Below are 18,538 nucleotides of genomic sequence, written 5' to 3' on the forward strand. Positions count from 1 at the left end.
CGGGGGTCCGGCGTTCTGACCTCTTTAGCAGCATGTTTAGCGTGGCCCGCAATCCGGTGAACAAATCGCCACGTTTGGTGGCGCTTTGGATAGACCCCGGCACAGTCAGAGGTCAAGCGGCGACACCCTGCCCGAAAAGATCGCCCGAAGGGATTGTCGATGATGAAATGACAAGGATCCCGTCCTAGGCTGGGGCTCTCCCTTGCGCGAATCCCGCCATGATCCCGGAACTTCTCCACCATCCGCTCGATCCCGCCAGTCATGCTCCGCTCTTCGCCGCGGCCGAGCTCGGCGCGGCGGTGTCCCTCGTCGTCGTCGATCTGGCCGATGCCGCCGACCGCGGGGCGCTCGCCGCCATCTGGCCCCACGGCACGCTGCCTGTCCTGCGCGATCCGGCGTTGCCGGGCGGGGCGCTCGGCGAGGCGTCCATCATCGTCGAGCGGCTCGACGCGGGTCGCGCGCTTCTGCCCGCGGGGCGGGAGCTGGAGGTGCGCATGTGGGAGCGCCGGATCGAGCGGATGCTGACGCAGCCCACGCGGAAGATCGTGGAGGATCGGCTCCGCGGGCCCGGCACGCGGGATCTTCACGGCGTCGGAGAGGCGCGGCGGACGCTGTCGGCCGCCTATGACGCGCTGGAGGCGGAACTCGCGCCCGATCCCTGGATCTTCGGAGACCGGCTGACCCTTGCGGATATCGTCGCGGGTCCGGCGCTCTTCTTCGCCGATACCGTGGTGCCGTTGATGCCGGCGCATCCGGCGCTCGGCTCCTATCTCGGGCGCCTGATGACGCGCACCGCCTACGGCAGCGTCCTCGCTGGTGCGAAGCCGTGGTTCCCCGCTTACCCGATGGATCAGAAACCCTCCCTCGACACGCTCAGGCTCGGGGATTTCTGACGCCGGCCTTAGTCCAGGCTCTTCTTGAACCCGGTATGCGAGGCGGCGTACCCGAGCCGCTGGTAGAAGCGGTGGGCGTCTTTTCGCTCGGCATTCGAGGTAAATTGAAGGAGCCGCGCGCCCGCCTCTCGCGCCCGGGCCTCGGCATCCGCGACCAGCCGTGCGCCGTGGCCCTGCCCCCGAAGATGAGCGGCGACGCGCACCGCCTCGATCTGGGCCCGCCGGGAGGCGGAGAGGGAGAGACCGGAAATCACCGTGAGCTGGTAGCAGGCGACGACCTCGCCGTTGATAACGCCTACGAATTGCCGGTTCGCCCCCTCCTTGGACATGGCGTCGAAGGCGGCGAGATACGCCTCCATGCCGGAGCCCTCGCGGAGCTTGCCCATGTGGTCGTCCCTCAGGAGGGCGACGATGGCGGGAACCTCGTCCCGCACGGCTTCTCTGAAGATGATGTTGTCGCTCATGGGGTCGGCTCCTCGCAGGGTGTCACAGCCATAGGCCCGGGCGACGCCGATGTCATCAAAGCTTCACCGCCGCGTCATGCCGCGGTTCCCGAGGAACCTTAGCAAAGCCGCAACATGTGGCGGGCATGATGAGGCATGGCACTACTTGCGGCAAATATGTCGGCGGACGGATCGGTCGAGGAGCGGGTGCTCGACCGTGTCGCGGAGGCAAGCCTCGCGGCCGATCCGGACCGGCCGGTGATCGCGATGATCCATGGATACCGCTTCTCTCCAACCTCGCCCGAGCACTCGCCCCACCGCCACATATTCTCCCTCGCCCCGAAGCGCTCGCCCCGGGCACTGTCCTGGCCGGCGGCCCTCGGGGCAGACAGGCCGGACGGACCGCTGACGCTTGCCATCGGCTGGGAGGCGCGGGGCGCGTTCGGCACTGCCTATGCGCGGGCGGAAGCGGCCGGCCGCGGCCTCTCCCGGATCCTCCGCCGCGTGGCGGACACGCGGGGAAACGGATCCGGCGGCGCGCGCCTTCTTGCCCATTCGCTCGGCGCCCGCGTCGCCCTCGAAAGCCTGCCGCACCTGCCGCCGGGCGCTGTCTCGGGGGCGGTCCTCCTCGCCCCGGCGGAGACCCAGGCCGCGGCGAACGCGGCGCTTGCCCGCGCCCAGGCTCCGCCCCCAATCCTCAGCGTGCGCAGCAGGGAGAACCTCTTCTTCGATTTGCTCATGGAGCGCGCCCTTGCCCCGATCGGCTTCGGCGCACGGAGCCTCGGCCGCGGGCCGCTCCGGCGTGACGCTGACTGGATCGACCTCGCCATAGACGATGCGCCCACGCGGGCGGCGCTCGCCACCCTCGGCCACGAGATCCCCCCGCCCTCGCACCTCGTCTGCCACTGGTCCGTATACCTCCGGGCGCGGCTGTTTGACTTCTACCGGGACATTCTCACGGGCGCCCTGCCCCTGCCGCAACTCGCCTCCGCCCTGCCCGATCCGACACGGCCCCCGAACGCCCGGCGCGCCCTTTCCGTCCGGCTCCCCTTGCCATTCGGGGCGGGTCAACCATCCTGAGGGCCGACACCTGCGCCTAGGGAGGCCCCATGACCCCGCCCATCGAGCTTCATTACTGGCCCACGCCCAATGGCTGGAAGATCACCATCGCCCTCGAGGAGATGGGACTGCCCTACGAGGTCGTCCTCGTGAATATCGGCAAGGGCGAGCAGTTCGAGCCGGACTTTCTCAAGATCGCCCCGAATAACCGGATGCCAGCCATCGTCGACCCGGACGGGCCGGACGGCGCACCGGTCTCGATCTTCGAATCGGGTGCGATCCTGCAATATCTCGCGCGGAAGACCGGACAGTTCTGCGGCCCGACCCAGCGGGACCGCATCGCCGTCGACCAGTGGCTGATGTGGCAGATGGGCGGCCTCGGCCCGATGGCGGGCCAGGCGCACCATTTCCTGAAATACGCGCCGCAGATGGATCCGCCCCAGGACCTCCCCTATGCCAAGGAGCGCTACCGGAACGAAACCGCCCGGCTCTACGGTGTCCTGGATCGGAAACTGGCCGAGACGGAGTTCGTGGCGGGAGACTTCTACTCCATCGCGGACATGGCGATCTGGCCCTGGGCGAAGGGATGGGAGGGGCAGCAGCAGACGCTGGAGGACAAGCCGAACATGGCCCGTTGGCTGGAGACAGTCGGCTCTCGCCCGGCCGTGAAGGCCGGGGCCGCGGTGCATGCCGAGCTGCGCCAGAGCGCGACGCAGGACAAGGCGACCACCGACGTGCTCTTCGGCCGGAAGTACTGAGAGCAGCACCGCGATCCCGTCACTCGCCCGGGATCGCGGCGCCCGGGATCACGGCGCCTTCGGCTCAGACCCCGGCGTAGATCGCGCGCAGACGCTCGACGGCAGCGTCGATCGGCATCTCCTCGCTTTCGCCGGTGCGGCGGGACGTGAGTTCGACCACCCCTTTGGCGAGACCCCGGGGGCCGACGGTGATGCGCCACGGCAAGCCGATGAGGTCCATCGTCGCGAACTTGGCGCCCGCCCGCTCGTCCCGGTCGTCGTAGAGCGGATCGAGACCGGCATCGCCGAGCGCGGCATAGAGCTGCTCGCAGGCGGCATCCGCCTCTGCATCGCCCTGACGCAGGTTCACGATCCCGGCCCGGTACGGGGTCACGCCCTCGGGCCAGATGATGCCCTTGTCGTCGTGGCTCGCCTCGATGATCGCGCCGACGAGACGGGAGACGCCGATGCCGTGGGATCCCATGTGGACAGGAACGCGCTCGCCGTCCTCGTTGGTGACGATGGCCCCCATCGCATCGGAATACTTGGTCCCGAAATAGAAGATCTGGCCGACCTCGATGCCGCGCGACGTGCGGCGGCGCTCCTCGGGGATGCCGGCGTAGACGTCCTCGTCATGGGTCTCGTCGGTGCGGGCGTAGGGCGTGGTCCATTCTTCGCAGACCGCGCGCAGGGAAGCGCGGTCGTCGTAGTCGATGGCGCGATCGCCGAGCGTGAGGTCGGTAATCGCCGAGTCGTAGAACACTTCCGATTCGCCCGTCTCCGCGAGGACGAGAAACTCGTGCGTGTCCTCGCCGCCGATCGGTCCCGAATCGGCTCTCATCGGGATCGCCTTCAGGCCCATCCGCTCGTAGGTCCGCAGATAGGAGACCATGTGCCGGTCGTAGGCATACATCGCGTCCTCGTAGGAGACGTCGAAGTTGTAGCCGTCCTTCATGAAGAACTCGCGCCCGCGCATCACGCCGAACCGGGGGCGCACCTCGTCCCGGAACTTCCACTGGATGTGGTAGAGCGTCATCGGCAGATCGCGGTAGGAGGCGACGTGGGAGCGGAAGATGTCCGTGATCATCTCCTCGTTCGTGGGGCCGTAGAGCATGTCCCGGTCGTGACGGTCGCGGATGCGCAGCATCTCGGGGCCGTAGGCATCGTAACGCCCTGATTCGCGCCAGAGATCCGCCGATTGCAGGGTGGGCATCAGCATCGGGATGTGGCCCGCGCGCTGCTGCTCTTCGTGGACGATCCGTTCGATGTTGCGCAGGACGCGGTAGCCCAGCGGCAGCCACGAGTAGATGCCGGCCGAGGATTGCTTGATCATGCCGGCGCGCAGCATCAGCCGGTGGCTGGCGATCTGGGCCTCGGCCGGCGTTTCCTTGAGGACGGGAAGAAAGTAGCGGCTGAGGCGCATGGGATCTGGCTCCGGGCGAGAGACGGAAAAGAGGGGCGGACGGGTCGGGCCGGAGCGTTACGCGAACCGCCCATTCCGGGCAAGCCGTGGCAAGGGCGGAACAACCGCGCCCCACGCTGCTTGCATTGCAGGGTCGCTTGAGCGATTGGAGCGACACCATCCCGCAGGCAACAGGGGCAGCCGACATGGCGCTACCGATGAAACATCAGGCCGCGATCTGGATGGTGGCCGCCATCGTGTTCCTCGTCGTTCTGTGGATCCTGGGCGACGTCATCCTTCCGTTCGTCCTCGGCGGCGCCATTGCCTACATCTTCGATCCGCTCGCCGACCGGCTGGAGCGGCTCGGGCTGAAGCGGTCCCTCGCGGTGTTGGTGATCACGCTGGTCGGGATCTGCGTCTTCGCCGTCGCGATGCTGCTCGTCGTGCCGACCCTCGTGCGGCAGGCAATCGATCTGTTCGAGGCGGCGCCCGAGATGGTCGCGAACCTGCAGGCCGCGCTCACCGAACGATTCCCGGACCTGATGGACGACACCTCCGTCGTGCGGCAGTCGCTTTCTTCCATCGGCGAGACGATCCAGTCCCGCGGCGGCGAGCTGATGCAGGGGCTGATGACGTCGCTCTCCGGCGTCGTGAACGTCATCGTCCTTCTGGTCATCGTCCCCGTCGTCTCGGTCTATCTCCTGCTCGACTGGGACCGGATGGTGGCCAGCATCGACAGCCTCCTGCCCCGGGACGGCGCCCCGACGATCCGTCAGCTCGCGCGGGACATCGACCATACCATGGCCGGGTTCATTCGTGGACAGGGGCTCGTCTGCCTGATCCTCGGCACCTTCTACGCCGTGTCGCTCATGTTGGTGGGGCTGAAGTTCGGACTGGTCGCAGGGGCGCTCGCGGGCTTCCTGACCTTCATCCCCTTCGTCGGCGCCTTCGTCGGCGGTGCGCTTTCCATCGGGCTGGCGCTGTTCCAGTTCTGGGGAGACTGGTGGATGATCGTCCTCGTCTACGCGATCTTTCAGGTCGGCCAGTTCGTCGAGGGCAACATCCTGACGCCGAAGCTCGTCGGCACCTCGGTCGGCCTGCACCCGGTCTGGCTGCTCTTCGCGCTCTCCGCCTTCGGCGCCCTCTTCGGCTTCGTCGGCCTTCTGGTCGCAGTTCCGGTCGCGGCGGCACTTGGCGTGATCGCGCGGTTTCTCGTCGACGAGTACAAGGAGGGCCCGCTCTACCGCGGTGTCTCCGGGGAAACCCACATGCCGGCCCACCATCTCGAGCGCTCCTATGCCAACGATCGCGAAGCCCCTCCCGATGACGGCCCGCCCGTAAAGACAGAATGACCACCCGACAGCTCTACTTCGACCTGCCCGTCCGAACGGGCCGCACCCGCGGCGACTACTTCGTCTCCGAAGCGAACGGCGCCGCCGTCGCGGCCATCGACGGCTGGCGCAACTGGCCCGGCCGGGCGCTGCTGATCCGCGGGCCCAAGGGCATGGGCAAGACCCACCTCGCCCATGTCTGGACCCGAGAGGCCGGGGCGCGGCTGATCTCCGGCGCGGCCCTCGCCGAGGCGGACGCGATTCCGGGGGACGTCGCGGTGGACGATGCGCATCTCGTGGCCGGGGATCCCGCCCGGGAACGGGCGCTGTTCCATCTTTACAACCTGACGCTCGCCGAGGGCGGGCATCTTCTGCTGACCGGGGACGGCGATCCCGCGCTCTGGCCGGTAACGCTTCCCGATCTCGGCAGCCGCCTGCGCGGGGCCGCCTCCGTCGAGTTGCAGCCGCCGGACGATCGCCTGCTCGAAGCGATGATCGTCAAGCTCTTCGACGACCGCCAGATCGCCCCGCCGCCCAGCCTCGTGGCTTACCTCCTGCGCCGCATGGAGCGGTCCGCCGCCGAGGCCGTACGCCTCGTCGCCGCGCTCGACGACGCGGCGCTGGCGAGCGGCCGTCCGATCGGCACCAAGCTCGCGCGCGATGTCTTGGGCGCTGAAGACGGTGCGGATATCCTGCCCGACTAGAACAACGATCCGCCTTGAGGAGCATTCGATGAGCAGTCCGGAGGGGACCAGCAAGGTTGGAATCGCCGATTTCCTGCGCGGCGCGGCGCCGGCGCCGGTGGCGTTGCCGCTGGTAGAGGCATCGGGGCCGGCGCGCTTCTTCAACCGGGAGATCAGCTGGCTGAAGTTCAACTGGCGCGTGCTCGAGGAGGCGATGAACCCGAGCGTGCCGCTTCTGGAGCGGGTCCGGTTCTTGTCCATCTCCGCGACCAATCTCGACGAGTTCTACACCGTCCGCGTCGCCGGCCTGATGGAGCTCGCGCGTGCCGGCAACACCACCCCGTCCGCGGACGGGCTCACCCCGGCCGAGCAGCTCGCCCTCATCCACGAAAATGCCCGTGGCCTGATGCGGGCGCAGCAGACGACGTGGGCCAACCTGCGCCGGGCGCTGGAGCGGGAGGGTATTCAAATCCTATCCCCCTCGCGGCTGACCAAGGCCGACCGCCGGCATCTGGAGCAGCACTTCCTCGAGCAGGTCTTTCCGGTCCTCTCCCCCCTCGCGATCGACCCCGCGCACCCCTTCCCGTTCATCCCCTCGGGCGGCTTCTCCCTCGCGGTGCAGCTCCGCCGCGATGCGGACGGGCGGCCGCTTCAGGCCCTCCTGCCGATCCCGCAGCAGGTCACCCGCTTCGTGCCGCTGCCGCCGAAGGACGGGGCGCAACGCTTCTTCATGCTCGAGGACCTGCTTCTGCTGCACCTCGGGCGCCTTTTCCCCGGCTATACCCTGCGCGATCACTGCACGTTCCGCGTCCTGCGCGACAGCGACCTCGAAGTGGAAGAGGAGGCCGAGGATCTCGTCAGGGAGTTCGAGACCGCCCTCAAGCGCCGCCGCCGCGGCGAGGTGATCCGACTCAAGCTGTCTCACGGCGCGCCGGACGGCCTGCGCAAGGTGATCCTGCCCGAACTCCACATCACCATGGAGGACGTGGTGGAGATCCGCGGCCTGATCGGCATGGCCGATGTCGCCGAACTGGTCGTGGAGAGCCGGCCGGACCTGCTCTGGCCGCCCTTCGCGCCCCGCGTGCCCGAGCGCGTCCAGGACCACGACGGGGACATGTTCTCGGCCATCCGGCAGAAGGACATGCTCCTCCACCACCCCTACGAGACCTTCGACATGGTGGTGCGGTTCCTGCAGCAGGCGGCGCGGGATCCCGACGTACTCGCCATCAAGCAGACGCTCTACCGCACCTCGAAGAACTCCCCCATCGTGGAGGCGCTCTGCGAGGCGGCCGAGGACGGCAAGTCCGTCACCGCCCTCGTGGAGCTCGCCGCGCGCTTCGACGAGGCTGCCAATATCCGCCAGTCCCGCCGCCTCGAACGGGCGGGCGCGCATGTCGTCTACGGCTTCGTCAACTACAAGACGCACGCCAAGATCAGCACCGTGGTGCGCCGGGAGAACGGCAAACTCGTCACCTACACCCATTACGGCACCGGAAATTATCACCCGATCACCGCGCGCTTCTACACCGACCTCAGCTTCTTCACCTGCGACCCGGCGCTCGGACGCGATGCGACAAAGGTCTTCAACTACCTGTCCGGCTACGCCCAGCCCGAAAGCCTCGAGAACCTCGCGATCTCTCCCCATTCGCTCAAGTCCCGCCTGATCGAGATGATCGAGGCGGAGGCGGAGCACGCCCGCGCCGGCCGGCCGGCGCAGATCTGGGCGAAGATGAACTCGCTGATCGAACCCGACGTGATCGACGCCCTCTACGCCGCGAGCCGCGACGGCGTCCGGATCGACCTCGTGATCCGCGGCATCTGCGGCGTCCGTCCCGGCATACGGGGGCTGTCCGAGACGATCCGGGTGAAGTCCATCGTCGGGCGCTTTCTCGAGCATTCCCGTATTGTCTGCTTCGGGGCGGGCCATGGCCTGCCCTCCCGGAAGGCGCGGGTCTTCCTGTCGTCGGCCGACTGGATGGGACGCAATCTCAACCGCCGGGTGGAGACGCTGGTGGAGACGACGAACCCGACCGTGAAGGCTCAAATCGTGAGCCAGATCCTCGCCGCCAACCTCGCCGACGAGGCGCAGAGCTGGGTTCTCGGGCCCGACGGAACCTGGGTCAGGGGGGTGACGGAGGCCAATTCCGAAAAGCCTTTCAACTGCCACCGCTTCTTCATGGAAAACCCCAGCCTGTCCGGCCGCGGGTCCGCCGGCGCGTCGGACGTACCGGAACTTGCGCACACGAAGGATTGACCTGAGGCGCGCTGCACCGCAGTTAGATAGACGAAGCGACCGAGGAGCCGAGCGATGGACGGCACACCCGAGGCACAGACGGACAGGGGCTTCTTCGGACGCCCCCTGTTCGAGGATCCGGCCGCTCGCGCGCTCTCCCGCGTCGGCGTGATCGACGTGGGATCGAATTCGGTCCGGCTCGTCGTCTTCGACGGCGCAGCCCGATCTCCCGCCTATTTCTACAACGAGAAGGTCATGGCCGGCCTCGGGTCGGGCATGAACAACGGCGGTGGCAACAAGCTGAACCCGGAGGGCCGTATCCGCGCCCTGTCCGCCATCCGCCGCTTCGTCTCCCTGGCCGAGGGCATGGAGATCCCGCCCCTCTCCGCCACCGCGACCGCCGCCGTGCGCAACGCCGATGACGGGCCGGACTTCTGCGAGGAAGTATTCCGCGAGACGGGCCTCAGGCTCCAGGTCATCGATGGCGAGGAAGAGGCCCGCCTGTCGGCGCAGGGCGTCCTTCTCGGCTGGCCCGGAGCGGACGGTCTCGCCTGCGATATCGGCGGCTCGTCGATGGAACTCGCGCGGATCGAGGCGGGACAGGTCGGCGAGCGCGCCACCTCCGCCCTCGGCCCGCTCCGGCTCGAAAGCGTGAAGTCCGGCAAGAAGGGGCGCCAGAAGGAGATCGACGCCGAGCTCGAGCGGCTGAAGGAGGTCTGCGGTCCGCACAAGCGACTCTACCTCGTCGGCGGCTCCTGGCGGGCCATCGCGAAGCTCGACATGCATCGCAGGGGCTATCCGCTCTCCGTCCTTCACGATTACCGAATGACGCCGAAATCCGTTCGCGCCACGCTGGACTGGGTGGCGGATTTCGATCTCGAGGAATTGCGTGGCGACGTCGGCCTATCCTCGGCGCGGATCTCCCTCGTGCCGATCGCCGGCGAGGTGCTGCGGCGCCTGATGTCCACGATGGGGACGAAGGAGATCTACGTCTCCGCTTACGGGATCCGCGAGGGGTTGCTCTACGAGCAGATGCCGGAGCGGCTACGTGCACGCGATCCCCTGATCGAAGCCGCGCGCCATTCGGAAGCGATGAATGCACGCCTGCCCGGCTTCGGCCGCGTGCTCTACGATTTCGTCTCGCCCCTCTTCACGACCGGCAAGGTGGACGCGAGGCTGATCAAGACCGCCTGCCTGCTTCACGACGTCTCCTGGCGCGCACATCCGGATTACCGCGCCGAGCTCTGCTTCGACAACGCCACCCGCTCGAACCTCGGCGGGATCGACCACGAGGGCCGCGTCTTTCTCGGCCTCGCTCTCCTGCACCGCTACAAGAATTCCCGGCCCGGCACCCGCTTCGACGATGTGCTGAAGTTGCTGGACGAAAACCAGATCTGGCGCGCCGAGGTGCTGGGAAAGGCCCTGCGGTTCGGCGCGATGTTCTCCATGGCGCAACCCGAACGCATGGGAAAGCTGCGTTACCACCCCCGCAAGGGCTCGCTCGAACTGCTCCTGCCGCCCAGCTCCGCCCCCCTTTACGGCGAGGTCGCCGCCGCCCGTTTCGCCTCCCTCGGCAAGGCGCTGAAATGCGATACGCAGGTCAAGCTGACGAGAGGCTGACACCGCAGCACCGCCCTGCCCGCGCTCCGAACGAAGAACGCCCTCGCACTGCAATGCGAGGGCGTTCCTGCTTTTGCAGGCCCGTCATCGCACCCGGAGGCGCGGACGGGCCCTCCAGGATCAGCTGGCCATCTTGCGGGCCACGTCGACGATGCGACGGCCCTGGTGCTGGATGACCTTCAGGCCCTCGGGGGAGATCTCACCGGCCTTCTGGGAATAGCCGTAGGGGTTTCCGCCGAACTCGAAGATCGAGGGGTCGGTGTAGCCGTTCGGCACGATGATGGAGCCCCAGTGCATGAACGTGGTGTGCATCGCCAGCAGGGTGCTTTCCTGGCCGCCATGATCGGTCATGGTCGAGGTCATGGCGCTGACCGGCTTGTTGGCCAGCTTGCCGTCCTGCCAGAGGGGACCGAGCGTGTCGATGAACGCGCGCATCTGGCTGGCGACGTTGCCGTAGCGGGTCGGCGCGGAGAAGAGATAGGCGTTGGCCCATTCCATGTCCTCGGGGGACACTTCGGGGATGTCAGCCATCTTTTCCTGCTGGGCCTTCCAGCCTTCCTGACCGTCGATGATGTCCTGGGGCACGGTCTCGCGGACCTTGAGGAGACGAACCTCGGCGCCGGCTTCGCGGGCGGCGTCGGCGGCGGCCTCGGCCATCGCGTGGTTGGTGCCGTATGTCGTGTAGAAGATGACGGCGAGCTTGACGTCGGCCATGGAATTACTCCGGTTTGTTGATTCAAATCTCGACCGCAACATGAGGCGAAGCGCGCGGGTGATCCAGCCCGGTGCGCGCACAACGCAGGTGCGATGTCGCACGGGATGCGGCAAGAGGCGTGCGGCGCACAGTAAAAGGGCGCCGCTTCGGGAAGAAGCGGCGCCCTTTTCTCTCAGGTCGATGAGCGCGGCGGCTCAGTTGGTGGTGGTGGTCTGCAGGGTCGCACCTTCGGGCGCCGGAGCCTCCTCGGCCCCTTCGCTCGCCTCTGCATCCGTGCCGGTCTCGGCATCGTCCGCCTCGGGGGCGTCCGCTTCGGGAGCATCCGCCTCGGCATCGCCGGACGCGGGGGCCGCATCGAGCGTCACGCCGGTATCGGCGCCCTCTACGGTGCCCGCCGCAGCGTCTTCCTCGTCTCCCGCGGCCGCATCGGTGCCGGCATCCGGACCGATATCCGGCAGGGCGCCGGTGCCGTTGAGATAGGTGAAGAACTCGTTGTTCGGCGTGATCACCATGGACGAGTTCTCACCGCCGAGCGCGGTCTCCATCGCTTCGAGGGAGCGGGAGAAGTCGAAGTAGTCCCGATCGGAAGTATAGGCGTCGGCGGTGATGCGCGTGCGCTCCGCCTCGGCTTCACCGCGGACGATCTGGGCTTCCCGCTGCGCCTCGGACACGAGTTCCACGACGGTCCTGTCGGCTTGGGCGCGGACCCGTTGCGCGGCTTCCTCGCCGCGAGCGATCTCGTCCGCCGCCTCGCGTTCCCGTTCGGCCCGCATTCGCGCGAAGGTCGCGTCGAGGTTCTGGCTCGGCAGGTTGGTCTGCTTCAGGCGCACGTCGATGACGTAGAGCCCGAGCGGTTCGGCGCGCGCGCGCGCCTGCTCGGTGATCCGGTTCATCAGATCGGAGCGATCCGCCGACAGGATCGTGTTGGACGTGACCCCGTCGGAGCCGAGCACGGCACGGATCTGCGGGTTGAGGATGCCCTCGAGACGATCCTCGGCGGCCCGCTCTCCGCCCACGCCGACGGCCTGGCGGAACTGGATCACGTCGGAGATCCGGTAGCGCGCGAACGCGTCCACGACAAGGCGCCGGTCATCGGAGGGGGTGACCTCGATGGTGTCGGTATCGAGCGCGAGGATCCGGTCGTCGTAGCGCACCACCTCCTGGATCAGCGGGATCTTGAAGGCGAGCCCGGGCTCCTCCTTCACGTCCTTGATCTGCCCGAACTGGAGCACGAGGGCCTTTTCCCGCTCGTCGACGATGAAGAGCGAGGAGGACGCGACGACGACGAGGATCACCACCGCCACGATCAGCGAAATTGCGGCCTTGCCCATATCAATTGCCTCCCGTGGACGTGGTTTGTGCGGCGGCAGGGCCGCTGCGCTGGGATGCGCCGCCCGCCGAGCCGCGCTGCAGCTCGTTCAGCGGGAGGTAGGGAACGATGCCCTGTCCGCCGGCGCCGGTATCCTCGTCGAGGATGATCTTGTTCACATTGCCGAGGATGCGCTCCATGGTCTCGAGGTAGAGACGCTTGCGCGTGACCTCGGGGGCCTTGCGGTACTCCTCGACGACGGAGGTGAAGCGGCTCGCCTCACCGAGGGCGGCGTTCACGACCTCGGCGCGGTAGGCTTCGGCCTGTTCGAGCGTCTGGGCCGCTTCACCGCGCGCGCCGGCAAGAACCCGGTTGGCATAGGCATCGGCCTGCCGCTGGAGACGGTCGCGCTCCTGCTCGGCTGCCTGCACCTCGCGGAACGCGTCGATCACCTCGGCGGGCGGGTCGGCCTTGTCGAGGTTGAGACGGACGATGTTCACGCCGGCGTCGTAGGCGTCGAGCGTGTCCTGGATGAGGGTCTGAACCGTATCGGCGATGAGCGCGCGGTCCCGGTTGAGGATCGGAGCGAGTTCCGACTGGGCGATGACTTCCCGCATCGCGGCTTCGGACACGGCGCGGATCGTCGCCTCGGGCTCGGCGAGGTTGAACAGGAAGCGGGCGGGGTCGGAGATGTTCCAGACCACTTCGAAGTCGATGTCGACGATGTTCTCGTCGGTGGTCAGCATCAGTCCGTCCTGCTCGCCCGGAGAGCTGTCGCCGGGCACGCCGAGCTGCTCGGTGCGCTCGCGCGTCACCGGGATCACCTCATGCGTGATCAGCGGCCAGGGAGCGAAGTTCAGGCCCGGGTTGCCAGTGGAATAGTAATCGCCGAGGAAGAGCTCGACGGACTGTTCCTCGGGACGCACCGAGTAGAGCGAGGCGAAAGCCCAGAGCACGACCGCGACGAGGGCCGCGAGCACGAAGGTGCCGCGGGACAGGTGGAAGCCACCGCCGCCACCGCCGCCGCCGCGGTTCGGATCGCCGCCGTTGTTGCCCTTGCCGCCCATGAGGACGCGGAGCTGCTCCTGCCCCTTGCGCACGATCTGGTCGATCTCGGACATGCCCTGCCCGGAGCCGTTGCCGGCCGGACGGCGGGGACCGTTGCCTCCGGGGCCCTCGGGATCGGATCCGCCGGGCCCCCGGCCTCCGCCGGAATTGCCGCCGCTGCCGCCCCAGGGGCCGCCGTTATTGCCTGCCATATCCTCGGGTTCCTCCTCAGATGTTCACTTTGTTAGAAGGTGGGCGGACCCGCGCCGATGCGCAAGCGCCCTGACGCGAATGTCAGCCCGACCGCGTGGGCGTCTTCATGGTTACCATTTCTTCGCCGACGGTCGGGTGGACGGCCACGGTCCGGTCGAAATCCTCCTTCGTCGCGCCCATCTTGATGGCGATCGCGGCGAACTGGATCATCTCCCCGGCGTGGTCAGACACGATGTGGCACCCCAGCACCTTGCGGCTTTCCTTGCAGACGATGAGCTTCATCATCACGCGATCCTCGCGGTCGATGAAGGCCTGCTGCATCGGCCGGAAGGAGGTGCAGTAGACGTCGATCGGCCGCTCGGCCTGCGCCTCCTCCTCCGTCATTCCGACGCTGCCGTATTCGGGCTGGGTGAAGATCGCAGTCGGGACGAGGTCGTGATCGGGCTTCGTGGGGTTGCCCTTGAAGACGGTCTCGACGAAAGCGGCCCCCTCCCGGATCGCCACGGGGGTCAGCTCCATGCGGCCGGTCACGTCGCCGATGGCGTAGATCGACGGAACGGCTGTCTGGCTGTAATCGTCCACCACGATCTCGCCGTGGCGGCCGAGTTCCAGCCCCGCCTCCTCGCAGCCGAGGTCGGCGGTGTTGGGCTTCCGGCCCGTCGCGAAGAGGACGGTGTCGAACACCTCGTCCTTGCCGGTCGTGCTCTTCACCCGGATGCGCACGCCATCCTCGTGGCGCGTCATCTCGTGGATGTTCGTCCCCGAGTGAAGCTGTATGCCATGGGACGTCATGTCCTCGGCGATATGGCCGCGCGCTTCCTCATCGAAGCCGTTCAGGATCTGGCCGCCGCGCTGCCACACATGCACCTCGGAGCCGAGCCCGTTGAAGATGCAGGCCATCTCGCACGCGATGTAGCCACCGCCGATGATCAGGAGCCGCTCGGGCAGCGTGTCGAGGTGGAACACGTCGTTGGAGGAGATGCCGAGTTCCTCGGCATTCTCGATGGGCGGGAAGACCGGCCAGCCACCGACGGCGACGAGGATGTGCTTGGCCGTCTTGGTCACGCCGTTCGCGAACTGGACGGTATGAGGGTCCTTGAGGCGCGCACGGCTGTCGAAGATCTCGACGCCGGCTTTCTCGAGATTGCGGCGGTAGATGCCCTCCAGCCGGTCGAGCTCGGCATGCATCTTTGGACGGAAGGTCGACCAGTCGAACGTCGTGGGGCCCGTGTCCCAGCCGTAATCACACGCCTCGCGGATCTTCTCGTTGTACTCCGATGCGAAGACCATCAGCTTTTTCGGCACGCAGCCGCGAATGACGCAGGTGCCGCCCATGCGGCTTTCCTCGGCCAGCGCAACCTTCGCGCCGGCTTCGGCGGAGGCCAGCCGGGCCGCGCGCACGCCGCCCGAGCCGCCGCCGATGACGAAGAGATCGTAGTCGAAGTCCATGATGTCGTTCCGCTTGCCTGTCTTGCGTCTTCCCCGCCGCGCCGGGCGGGGCCTGTCAGTCGCCTTCGGCGAAGATGTTGCCGCTCTCGCCTTCGATCGGCGCCGCGCTGTGCGCCGCGGTCCCGGAGGGGTCGCGAAGGGTGACCGAACCGTCCCCATGCCCGATCACGACCATGTCGCAGACGTCGATGAAGAGCCCGTTCTCCACCACGCCCGGTATCTGGTTCACCACCAGCGATAGCTGCCGCGCATTGCCGATCCGAAGGAGGTTCAGATCCAGGATGTAGTTCCCCTCATCCGTGACGTAGGGCACGTCGTCGTTCATGCGCAGCGTGGCCTCGCGGCCGAGCACGTCCATGTTCACCAGCGTTTCGACGACCAGCGCCTTGGTCGTCTGCCAGCCGAAGGGGACGACCTCCACGGGCAGCGGGAAGGAGCCGAGCGCGGAGACCTCCTTCGCCGCGTCCGCGATCACGATCATCCGGTCGGAGGCCGTGGCGACGATCTTCTCCTGCAGAAGCGCCCCGCCGCCGCCCTTGACCAGATTGAGCGCGCCGTCGAACTCGTCCGCCCCGTCGATGGTCAGGTCGAGCCATTTCGCCTCGTCGAGCGAGGCGACCGTGAGGCCGACCTGCCGGGCGAGGTCGGCGGTGCGCGACGAGGTCGGCACGCCGACGATCTGCAGGCCCTCCTCGGCCACCCGCTCCCCGAGCCGCCGGACCATCCATGCCGCGGTCGAGCCGGTGCCCAGTCCCACGCGCATCCCGCTCTCGACGAACGCGGCGGCGCGCCAGGCGGCGGCGTGCTTCGCCCGCTCGATGGGGGATAGGGTCTCGGGCATCGTCGTCGGACTCCGGCTCATCCTTGAGGTTTCGCCGCTTATAGGGCGAATCCGGTCCAGCGGCGAGGCCCGAATACGGCCTCATCGACCGCCTTTGCGCGGCGTTGCGTCGCTTGCGGGTCATGTCGCCGGCGAAAGGGTGCTAGGCTGCGGTTCATGTTCCTGAGCGTCTTCGATATCTTCAAGGTCGGAATAGGCCCCTCCTCGTCCCACACGATGGGACCGATGGTCGCCGCCGCGCGGTTCCTGTCGCGGCTGCGCGCCTCCCCCTTCCAGCCCCACGGCCTGCGTGCCTCCCTCCACGGATCGCTTGCCTTCACCGGTGTGGGCCATGCGACGGACCGGGCCACGATCCTCGGCCTCGCCGGGTTCGAGCCGGAAACCTACGACAAGGACGCGGCGGACGCGGCACTGGAGCGGATTCGCCTGGAGAAGACCGTGACGCCCGATGGCTTCGGCCCCCTCGCCTTCGACCCCGCCTCCGACCTCGTCTTCGATTACGACACCCCGCTCACCGGCCACGCCAACGGCATGCGCCTCATGGCGACGGACGCGCAGGGCGACGTGATCCTGTCGGAGGTCTACTACTCCGTCGGCGGCGGTTTCGTCGTCACCGAGGACGAGCTGAAGACCGGCCCGGGAGAGGAGACCGGCCCCGCCCTCCCCCTGCCCTTCTCCACGGCTGCCGGGCTTCTGGAGGTCTGCGCGCGGGAGGGGCTCACCATCGCCGAGGTGCAGCTGAGGAACGAGCGTGCCCGCCGGTCCGGCGCTGAGATCGACGCCGGGATCAAGCGGCTCTGGGAGGTGATGGAGGCCTGCATCGCGCGCGGCCTCGAGACCGAAGGGATCCTGCCCGGCGGCCTCAACGTCAAGCGCCGCGCTCCGGCCATCGTCCGGGCCCTGAAGGAGGAGTACGGCCGCAACCTCTCCGCACCGCATACGATCCACGACTGGACCCTGGCCTATGCCATGGCGGTGAACGAGGAGAACGCCGCTGGCGGTCAGGTCGTCACCGCCCCCACGAACGGCGCGGCCGGGGTGATCCCGGCTGTCATACGCTACTGGCTCGACCATGTGCCGGGCGCCACCCGTGACCGGTTACCGGACTTTCTGCTGACCGCGGCTGCGATCGGCGGTCTCGTGAAGCGCAATGCCTCGATCTCGGGGGCGGAGGCCGGCTGTCAGGCCGAGGTCGGCAGCGCGGCGGCGATGGCCGCGGCTGGTCTGAGCGCGGTCCTGGGGGCGAACGCGGCGCAGGTGGAGAACGCCGCCGAGATCGCCCTGGAGCATCATCTCGGCATGACCTGCGACCCCGTCCGCGGCCTCGTTCAGGTGCCCTGCATCGAGCGCAACGGCCTTGGCGCGGTCAAGGCGATCAGCGCGGCGAGCCTGTCGCTCCGCGGATCGGGGGAGCACCTCGTCCCGCTCGACGCCTGCATCGAGACGATGCGCCAGACCGGCGCCGACATGAGCGAGAAGTACAAGGAGACCGCGCTTGGCGGCCTCGCGGTGAACGTGCCGAACTGCTGAAAGTGTGCGGGAGCCGCCCCGCGCAGTCGACGCGGCCTGCATCGCAAGGGGAGCGCGCCCCGGCTGCGGCGCGCTCCCCCTTGGATAATCCTAGCCCTTGAGGGCCGGAATGATCTGCTTCTTGCGGCTCATCACGCCCGGCAGGACCACGGTATCCCCCGACACGGTCGTATCGAAGCTGCGCTCCGCCACGCCCTTTACGCGCTCGTTCTGGATCAGCATCGTCGCTTCCTCGCGCAGGATGTCGACAACGAAGAGCAGGACCTCGTCCACACCATCTTCGGCGGCCACTGCGGCGGTCGCATCCTTCAGCGCCTCCTTGCGGGCGAGGATCGACTGGGCGCTCGTGGTCTCGAGGACGGACACGCGGTACTTGGTGCCGTCGACCTCGCATTCCTTGCTGTCCATCCTCAGAAGCTCGGCTTCGGAGAAGCGGGAGACGTCGGACTTCGCGGCGAAGAGTTCTTCGGCGTAATCGGCGATCACGATGTCCAGTTCACCGGCAAGCTGCTCGGCCAGCGCACGGTCGACATCCGTGGTGGTGGGGGAGCGGAATTCCAGCGTGTCGGACAGGATGCAGGACAGCATCGCCGCCTTGATGCCCTCGGGCATGGTCGACGCATCGGCGCCCATCAGGTCATGCAGGATCGTCGCGGTGCAGGCGACGGGGCGGACGGTGATGTTGATCGGCACCGTGGTCTCGAGGCCGCCGGTCAGCCTGTGGTGGTCGATGATCTCGCGGATGTCGGCCTCGGCGATTCCGGCGGGCAGCTCCGCGGGGTTGTTGGTATCCACGATCACGACGGCATCGCCCGGCGCGACGTCCTCGATGATCTCGGGGCGCTCGAGGGACCAGCGCTGCAGGACGAAGGCAGCCTCGGTGTTGGGCTCGCCGAGAATGCGCGCGACGGCGGGCGTGCCGCGATGTTCGGAGAGATACCACGCCCAGATGATTGCGGAGCAGGTGGCGTCGGTGTCGGGGGCCTTGTGGCCGAATACCTGAAGGGTCATCGCGAAAATCCTCTGTCGACGT

General features: G+C 67.8%; 16 protein-coding genes and 1 riboswitch. Of the genes, 8 read left to right on the plus strand and 8 right to left on the minus strand.

The features are described from left to right. Positions 1-3 precede the first annotated feature (3 nt). Positions 4-82, minus strand: a riboswitch (SAM riboswitch). A gap of 136 nt (positions 83-218) precedes the next feature. Beyond that, the gene (locus tag DQG15_RS04085; protein ID WP_116082945.1) at positions 219-893 is read left to right on the plus strand and encodes a glutathione S-transferase family protein; all 675 of its coding nucleotides are present in this window, start codon (positions 219-221) and stop codon (positions 891-893) included. Positions 894-901: 8 nt separating this feature from the next. Here DQG15_RS04085 and DQG15_RS04090 read toward each other — a convergent pair whose 3' ends face one another. After that, complete coding sequence (locus tag DQG15_RS04090) at positions 902-1,357, minus strand: GNAT family N-acetyltransferase (RefSeq protein WP_116082946.1); 456 nt, start codon at positions 1,355-1,357, stop codon at positions 902-904. A gap of 156 nt (positions 1,358-1,513) precedes the next feature. Between DQG15_RS04090 and DQG15_RS04095 the strand changes: the two genes are divergently transcribed. After that, a complete protein-coding gene (locus tag DQG15_RS04095; RefSeq protein ID WP_116082948.1) occupies positions 1,514-2,416 on the plus strand; it encodes a hypothetical protein in 903 nt (300 codons plus the stop codon). Between the two features lie 29 nt (positions 2,417-2,445). Then, positions 2,446-3,153 carry a glutathione S-transferase N-terminal domain-containing protein gene (locus DQG15_RS04100; protein ID WP_116082950.1) on the plus strand — a complete coding sequence of 236 codons (708 nt, stop codon included), beginning with the start codon at positions 2,446-2,448 and terminating at the stop codon, positions 3,151-3,153. A gap of 64 nt (positions 3,154-3,217) precedes the next feature. On the opposite strand, the gene proS is transcribed toward DQG15_RS04100, so the two are convergent. Then, the gene (gene proS, locus DQG15_RS04105) at positions 3,218-4,555 is read right to left on the minus strand and encodes a proline--tRNA ligase (RefSeq protein WP_116082952.1); all 1,338 of its coding nucleotides are present in this window, start codon (positions 4,553-4,555) and stop codon (positions 3,218-3,220) included. A 185-nt stretch (positions 4,556-4,740) separates the two neighbouring features. Between proS and DQG15_RS04110 the strand changes: the two genes are divergently transcribed. From DQG15_RS04110 to DQG15_RS04125, 4 genes are read left to right on the plus strand one after another with little or no spacing between them, the layout of a single operon-like run. Beyond that, positions 4,741-5,886, plus strand: coding sequence for an AI-2E family transporter (locus DQG15_RS04110; RefSeq protein ID WP_116082953.1), 1,146 nt, complete (start codon positions 4,741-4,743; stop codon positions 5,884-5,886). After that, positions 5,883-6,569, plus strand: a complete 687-nt coding sequence (locus tag DQG15_RS04115) for a DnaA ATPase domain-containing protein (RefSeq protein ID WP_116082955.1) — start codon at positions 5,883-5,885, stop codon at positions 6,567-6,569. Before DQG15_RS04110 ends, DQG15_RS04115 begins: the two co-directional genes overlap by 4 nt. A 28-nt stretch (positions 6,570-6,597) precedes the next feature. Next, complete coding sequence (locus DQG15_RS04120) at positions 6,598-8,802, plus strand: RNA degradosome polyphosphate kinase (protein WP_116082957.1); 2,205 nt, start codon at positions 6,598-6,600, stop codon at positions 8,800-8,802. 54 nt (positions 8,803-8,856) lie between these two features. Then, positions 8,857-10,401, plus strand: coding sequence for a Ppx/GppA family phosphatase (locus DQG15_RS04125; RefSeq protein ID WP_116082959.1), 1,545 nt, complete (start codon positions 8,857-8,859; stop codon positions 10,399-10,401). A gap of 120 nt (positions 10,402-10,521) precedes the next feature. Here the strand turns inward: DQG15_RS04125 and wrbA are convergent, their stop codons facing one another. From wrbA to rpiA, 5 genes are all read right to left on the minus strand, one after another. Beyond that, a complete protein-coding gene (wrbA, locus tag DQG15_RS04130) occupies positions 10,522-11,115 on the minus strand; it encodes an NAD(P)H:quinone oxidoreductase (protein ID WP_116082961.1) in 594 nt (197 codons plus the stop codon). 195 nt (positions 11,116-11,310) lie between these two features. Continuing rightward, positions 11,311-12,447: a protease modulator HflC gene (hflC, locus tag DQG15_RS04135; RefSeq protein ID WP_116082963.1), complete on the minus strand. Its 1,137-nt coding sequence runs from the start codon at positions 12,445-12,447 to the stop codon at positions 11,311-11,313. A 1-nt stretch (position 12,448) separates the two neighbouring features. After that, the gene (hflK, locus tag DQG15_RS04140; protein WP_116082964.1) at positions 12,449-13,684 is read right to left on the minus strand and encodes an FtsH protease activity modulator HflK; all 1,236 of its coding nucleotides are present in this window, start codon (positions 13,682-13,684) and stop codon (positions 12,449-12,451) included. A gap of 82 nt (positions 13,685-13,766) precedes the next feature. After that, positions 13,767-15,134, minus strand: a complete 1,368-nt coding sequence (gene gorA / locus DQG15_RS04145) for a glutathione-disulfide reductase (RefSeq protein ID WP_116082966.1) — start codon at positions 15,132-15,134, stop codon at positions 13,767-13,769. Between the two features lie 55 nt (positions 15,135-15,189). Then, entirely contained in the window at positions 15,190-15,975 is a 786-nt protein-coding gene (gene rpiA / locus DQG15_RS04150; protein WP_116082968.1) for a ribose-5-phosphate isomerase RpiA, read from the minus strand. Between the two features lie 156 nt (positions 15,976-16,131). Here rpiA and DQG15_RS04155 point away from each other — a divergent pair, with 156 nt between their 5' ends. Further along, positions 16,132-17,505, plus strand: a complete 1,374-nt coding sequence (locus tag DQG15_RS04155) for an L-serine ammonia-lyase (protein WP_116082970.1) — start codon at positions 16,132-16,134, stop codon at positions 17,503-17,505. A gap of 90 nt (positions 17,506-17,595) precedes the next feature. Here the strand turns inward: DQG15_RS04155 and DQG15_RS04160 are convergent, their stop codons facing one another. Then, the gene (locus DQG15_RS04160; protein WP_116082971.1) at positions 17,596-18,516 is read right to left on the minus strand and encodes a manganese-dependent inorganic pyrophosphatase; all 921 of its coding nucleotides are present in this window, start codon (positions 18,514-18,516) and stop codon (positions 17,596-17,598) included. Between the last annotated feature and the right edge of the window lie 22 nt (positions 18,517-18,538).

The organism is Tropicimonas sp. IMCC34011 (genome assembly GCF_003390865.1).
GTDB lineage: Bacteria > Pseudomonadota > Alphaproteobacteria > Rhodobacterales > Rhodobacteraceae > Tropicimonas_B.

Excerpts from the sequence above, each read along its gene's own strand:
- hflK (WP_116082964.1), bottom strand. The coding sequence starts at position 13,684 with ATGGCAGGCAATAACGGCGGCCCCTGGGGCGGCAGCGGCGGCAATTCC.
- DQG15_RS04160 (WP_116082971.1), bottom strand. The coding sequence starts at position 18,516 with ATGACCCTTCAGGTATTCGGCCACAAGGCCCCCGACACCGACGCCACC.
- DQG15_RS04100 (WP_116082950.1), top strand. The coding sequence starts at position 2,446 with ATGACCCCGCCCATCGAGCTTCATTACTGGCCCACGCCCAATGGCTGG.
- DQG15_RS04085 (WP_116082945.1), top strand. The coding sequence starts at position 219 with ATGATCCCGGAACTTCTCCACCATCCGCTCGATCCCGCCAGTCATGCT.
- DQG15_RS04155 (WP_116082970.1), top strand. The coding sequence starts at position 16,132 with ATGTTCCTGAGCGTCTTCGATATCTTCAAGGTCGGAATAGGCCCCTCC.
- rpiA (WP_116082968.1), bottom strand. The coding sequence starts at position 15,975 with ATGCCCGAGACCCTATCCCCCATCGAGCGGGCGAAGCACGCCGCCGCC.
- hflC (WP_116082963.1), bottom strand. The coding sequence starts at position 12,447 with ATGGGCAAGGCCGCAATTTCGCTGATCGTGGCGGTGGTGATCCTCGTC.
- gorA (WP_116082966.1), bottom strand. The coding sequence starts at position 15,134 with ATGGACTTCGACTACGATCTCTTCGTCATCGGCGGCGGCTCGGGCGGC.
- DQG15_RS04115 (WP_116082955.1), top strand. The coding sequence starts at position 5,883 with ATGACCACCCGACAGCTCTACTTCGACCTGCCCGTCCGAACGGGCCGC.
- DQG15_RS04120 (WP_116082957.1), top strand. The coding sequence starts at position 6,598 with ATGAGCAGTCCGGAGGGGACCAGCAAGGTTGGAATCGCCGATTTCCTG.
- DQG15_RS04095 (WP_116082948.1), top strand. The coding sequence starts at position 1,514 with ATGTCGGCGGACGGATCGGTCGAGGAGCGGGTGCTCGACCGTGTCGCG.
- proS (WP_116082952.1), bottom strand. The coding sequence starts at position 4,555 with ATGCGCCTCAGCCGCTACTTTCTTCCCGTCCTCAAGGAAACGCCGGCC.
- DQG15_RS04110 (WP_116082953.1), top strand. The coding sequence starts at position 4,741 with ATGGCGCTACCGATGAAACATCAGGCCGCGATCTGGATGGTGGCCGCC.
- DQG15_RS04090 (WP_116082946.1), bottom strand. The coding sequence starts at position 1,357 with ATGAGCGACAACATCATCTTCAGAGAAGCCGTGCGGGACGAGGTTCCC.
- wrbA (WP_116082961.1), bottom strand. The coding sequence starts at position 11,115 with ATGGCCGACGTCAAGCTCGCCGTCATCTTCTACACGACATACGGCACC.
- DQG15_RS04125 (WP_116082959.1), top strand. The coding sequence starts at position 8,857 with ATGGACGGCACACCCGAGGCACAGACGGACAGGGGCTTCTTCGGACGC.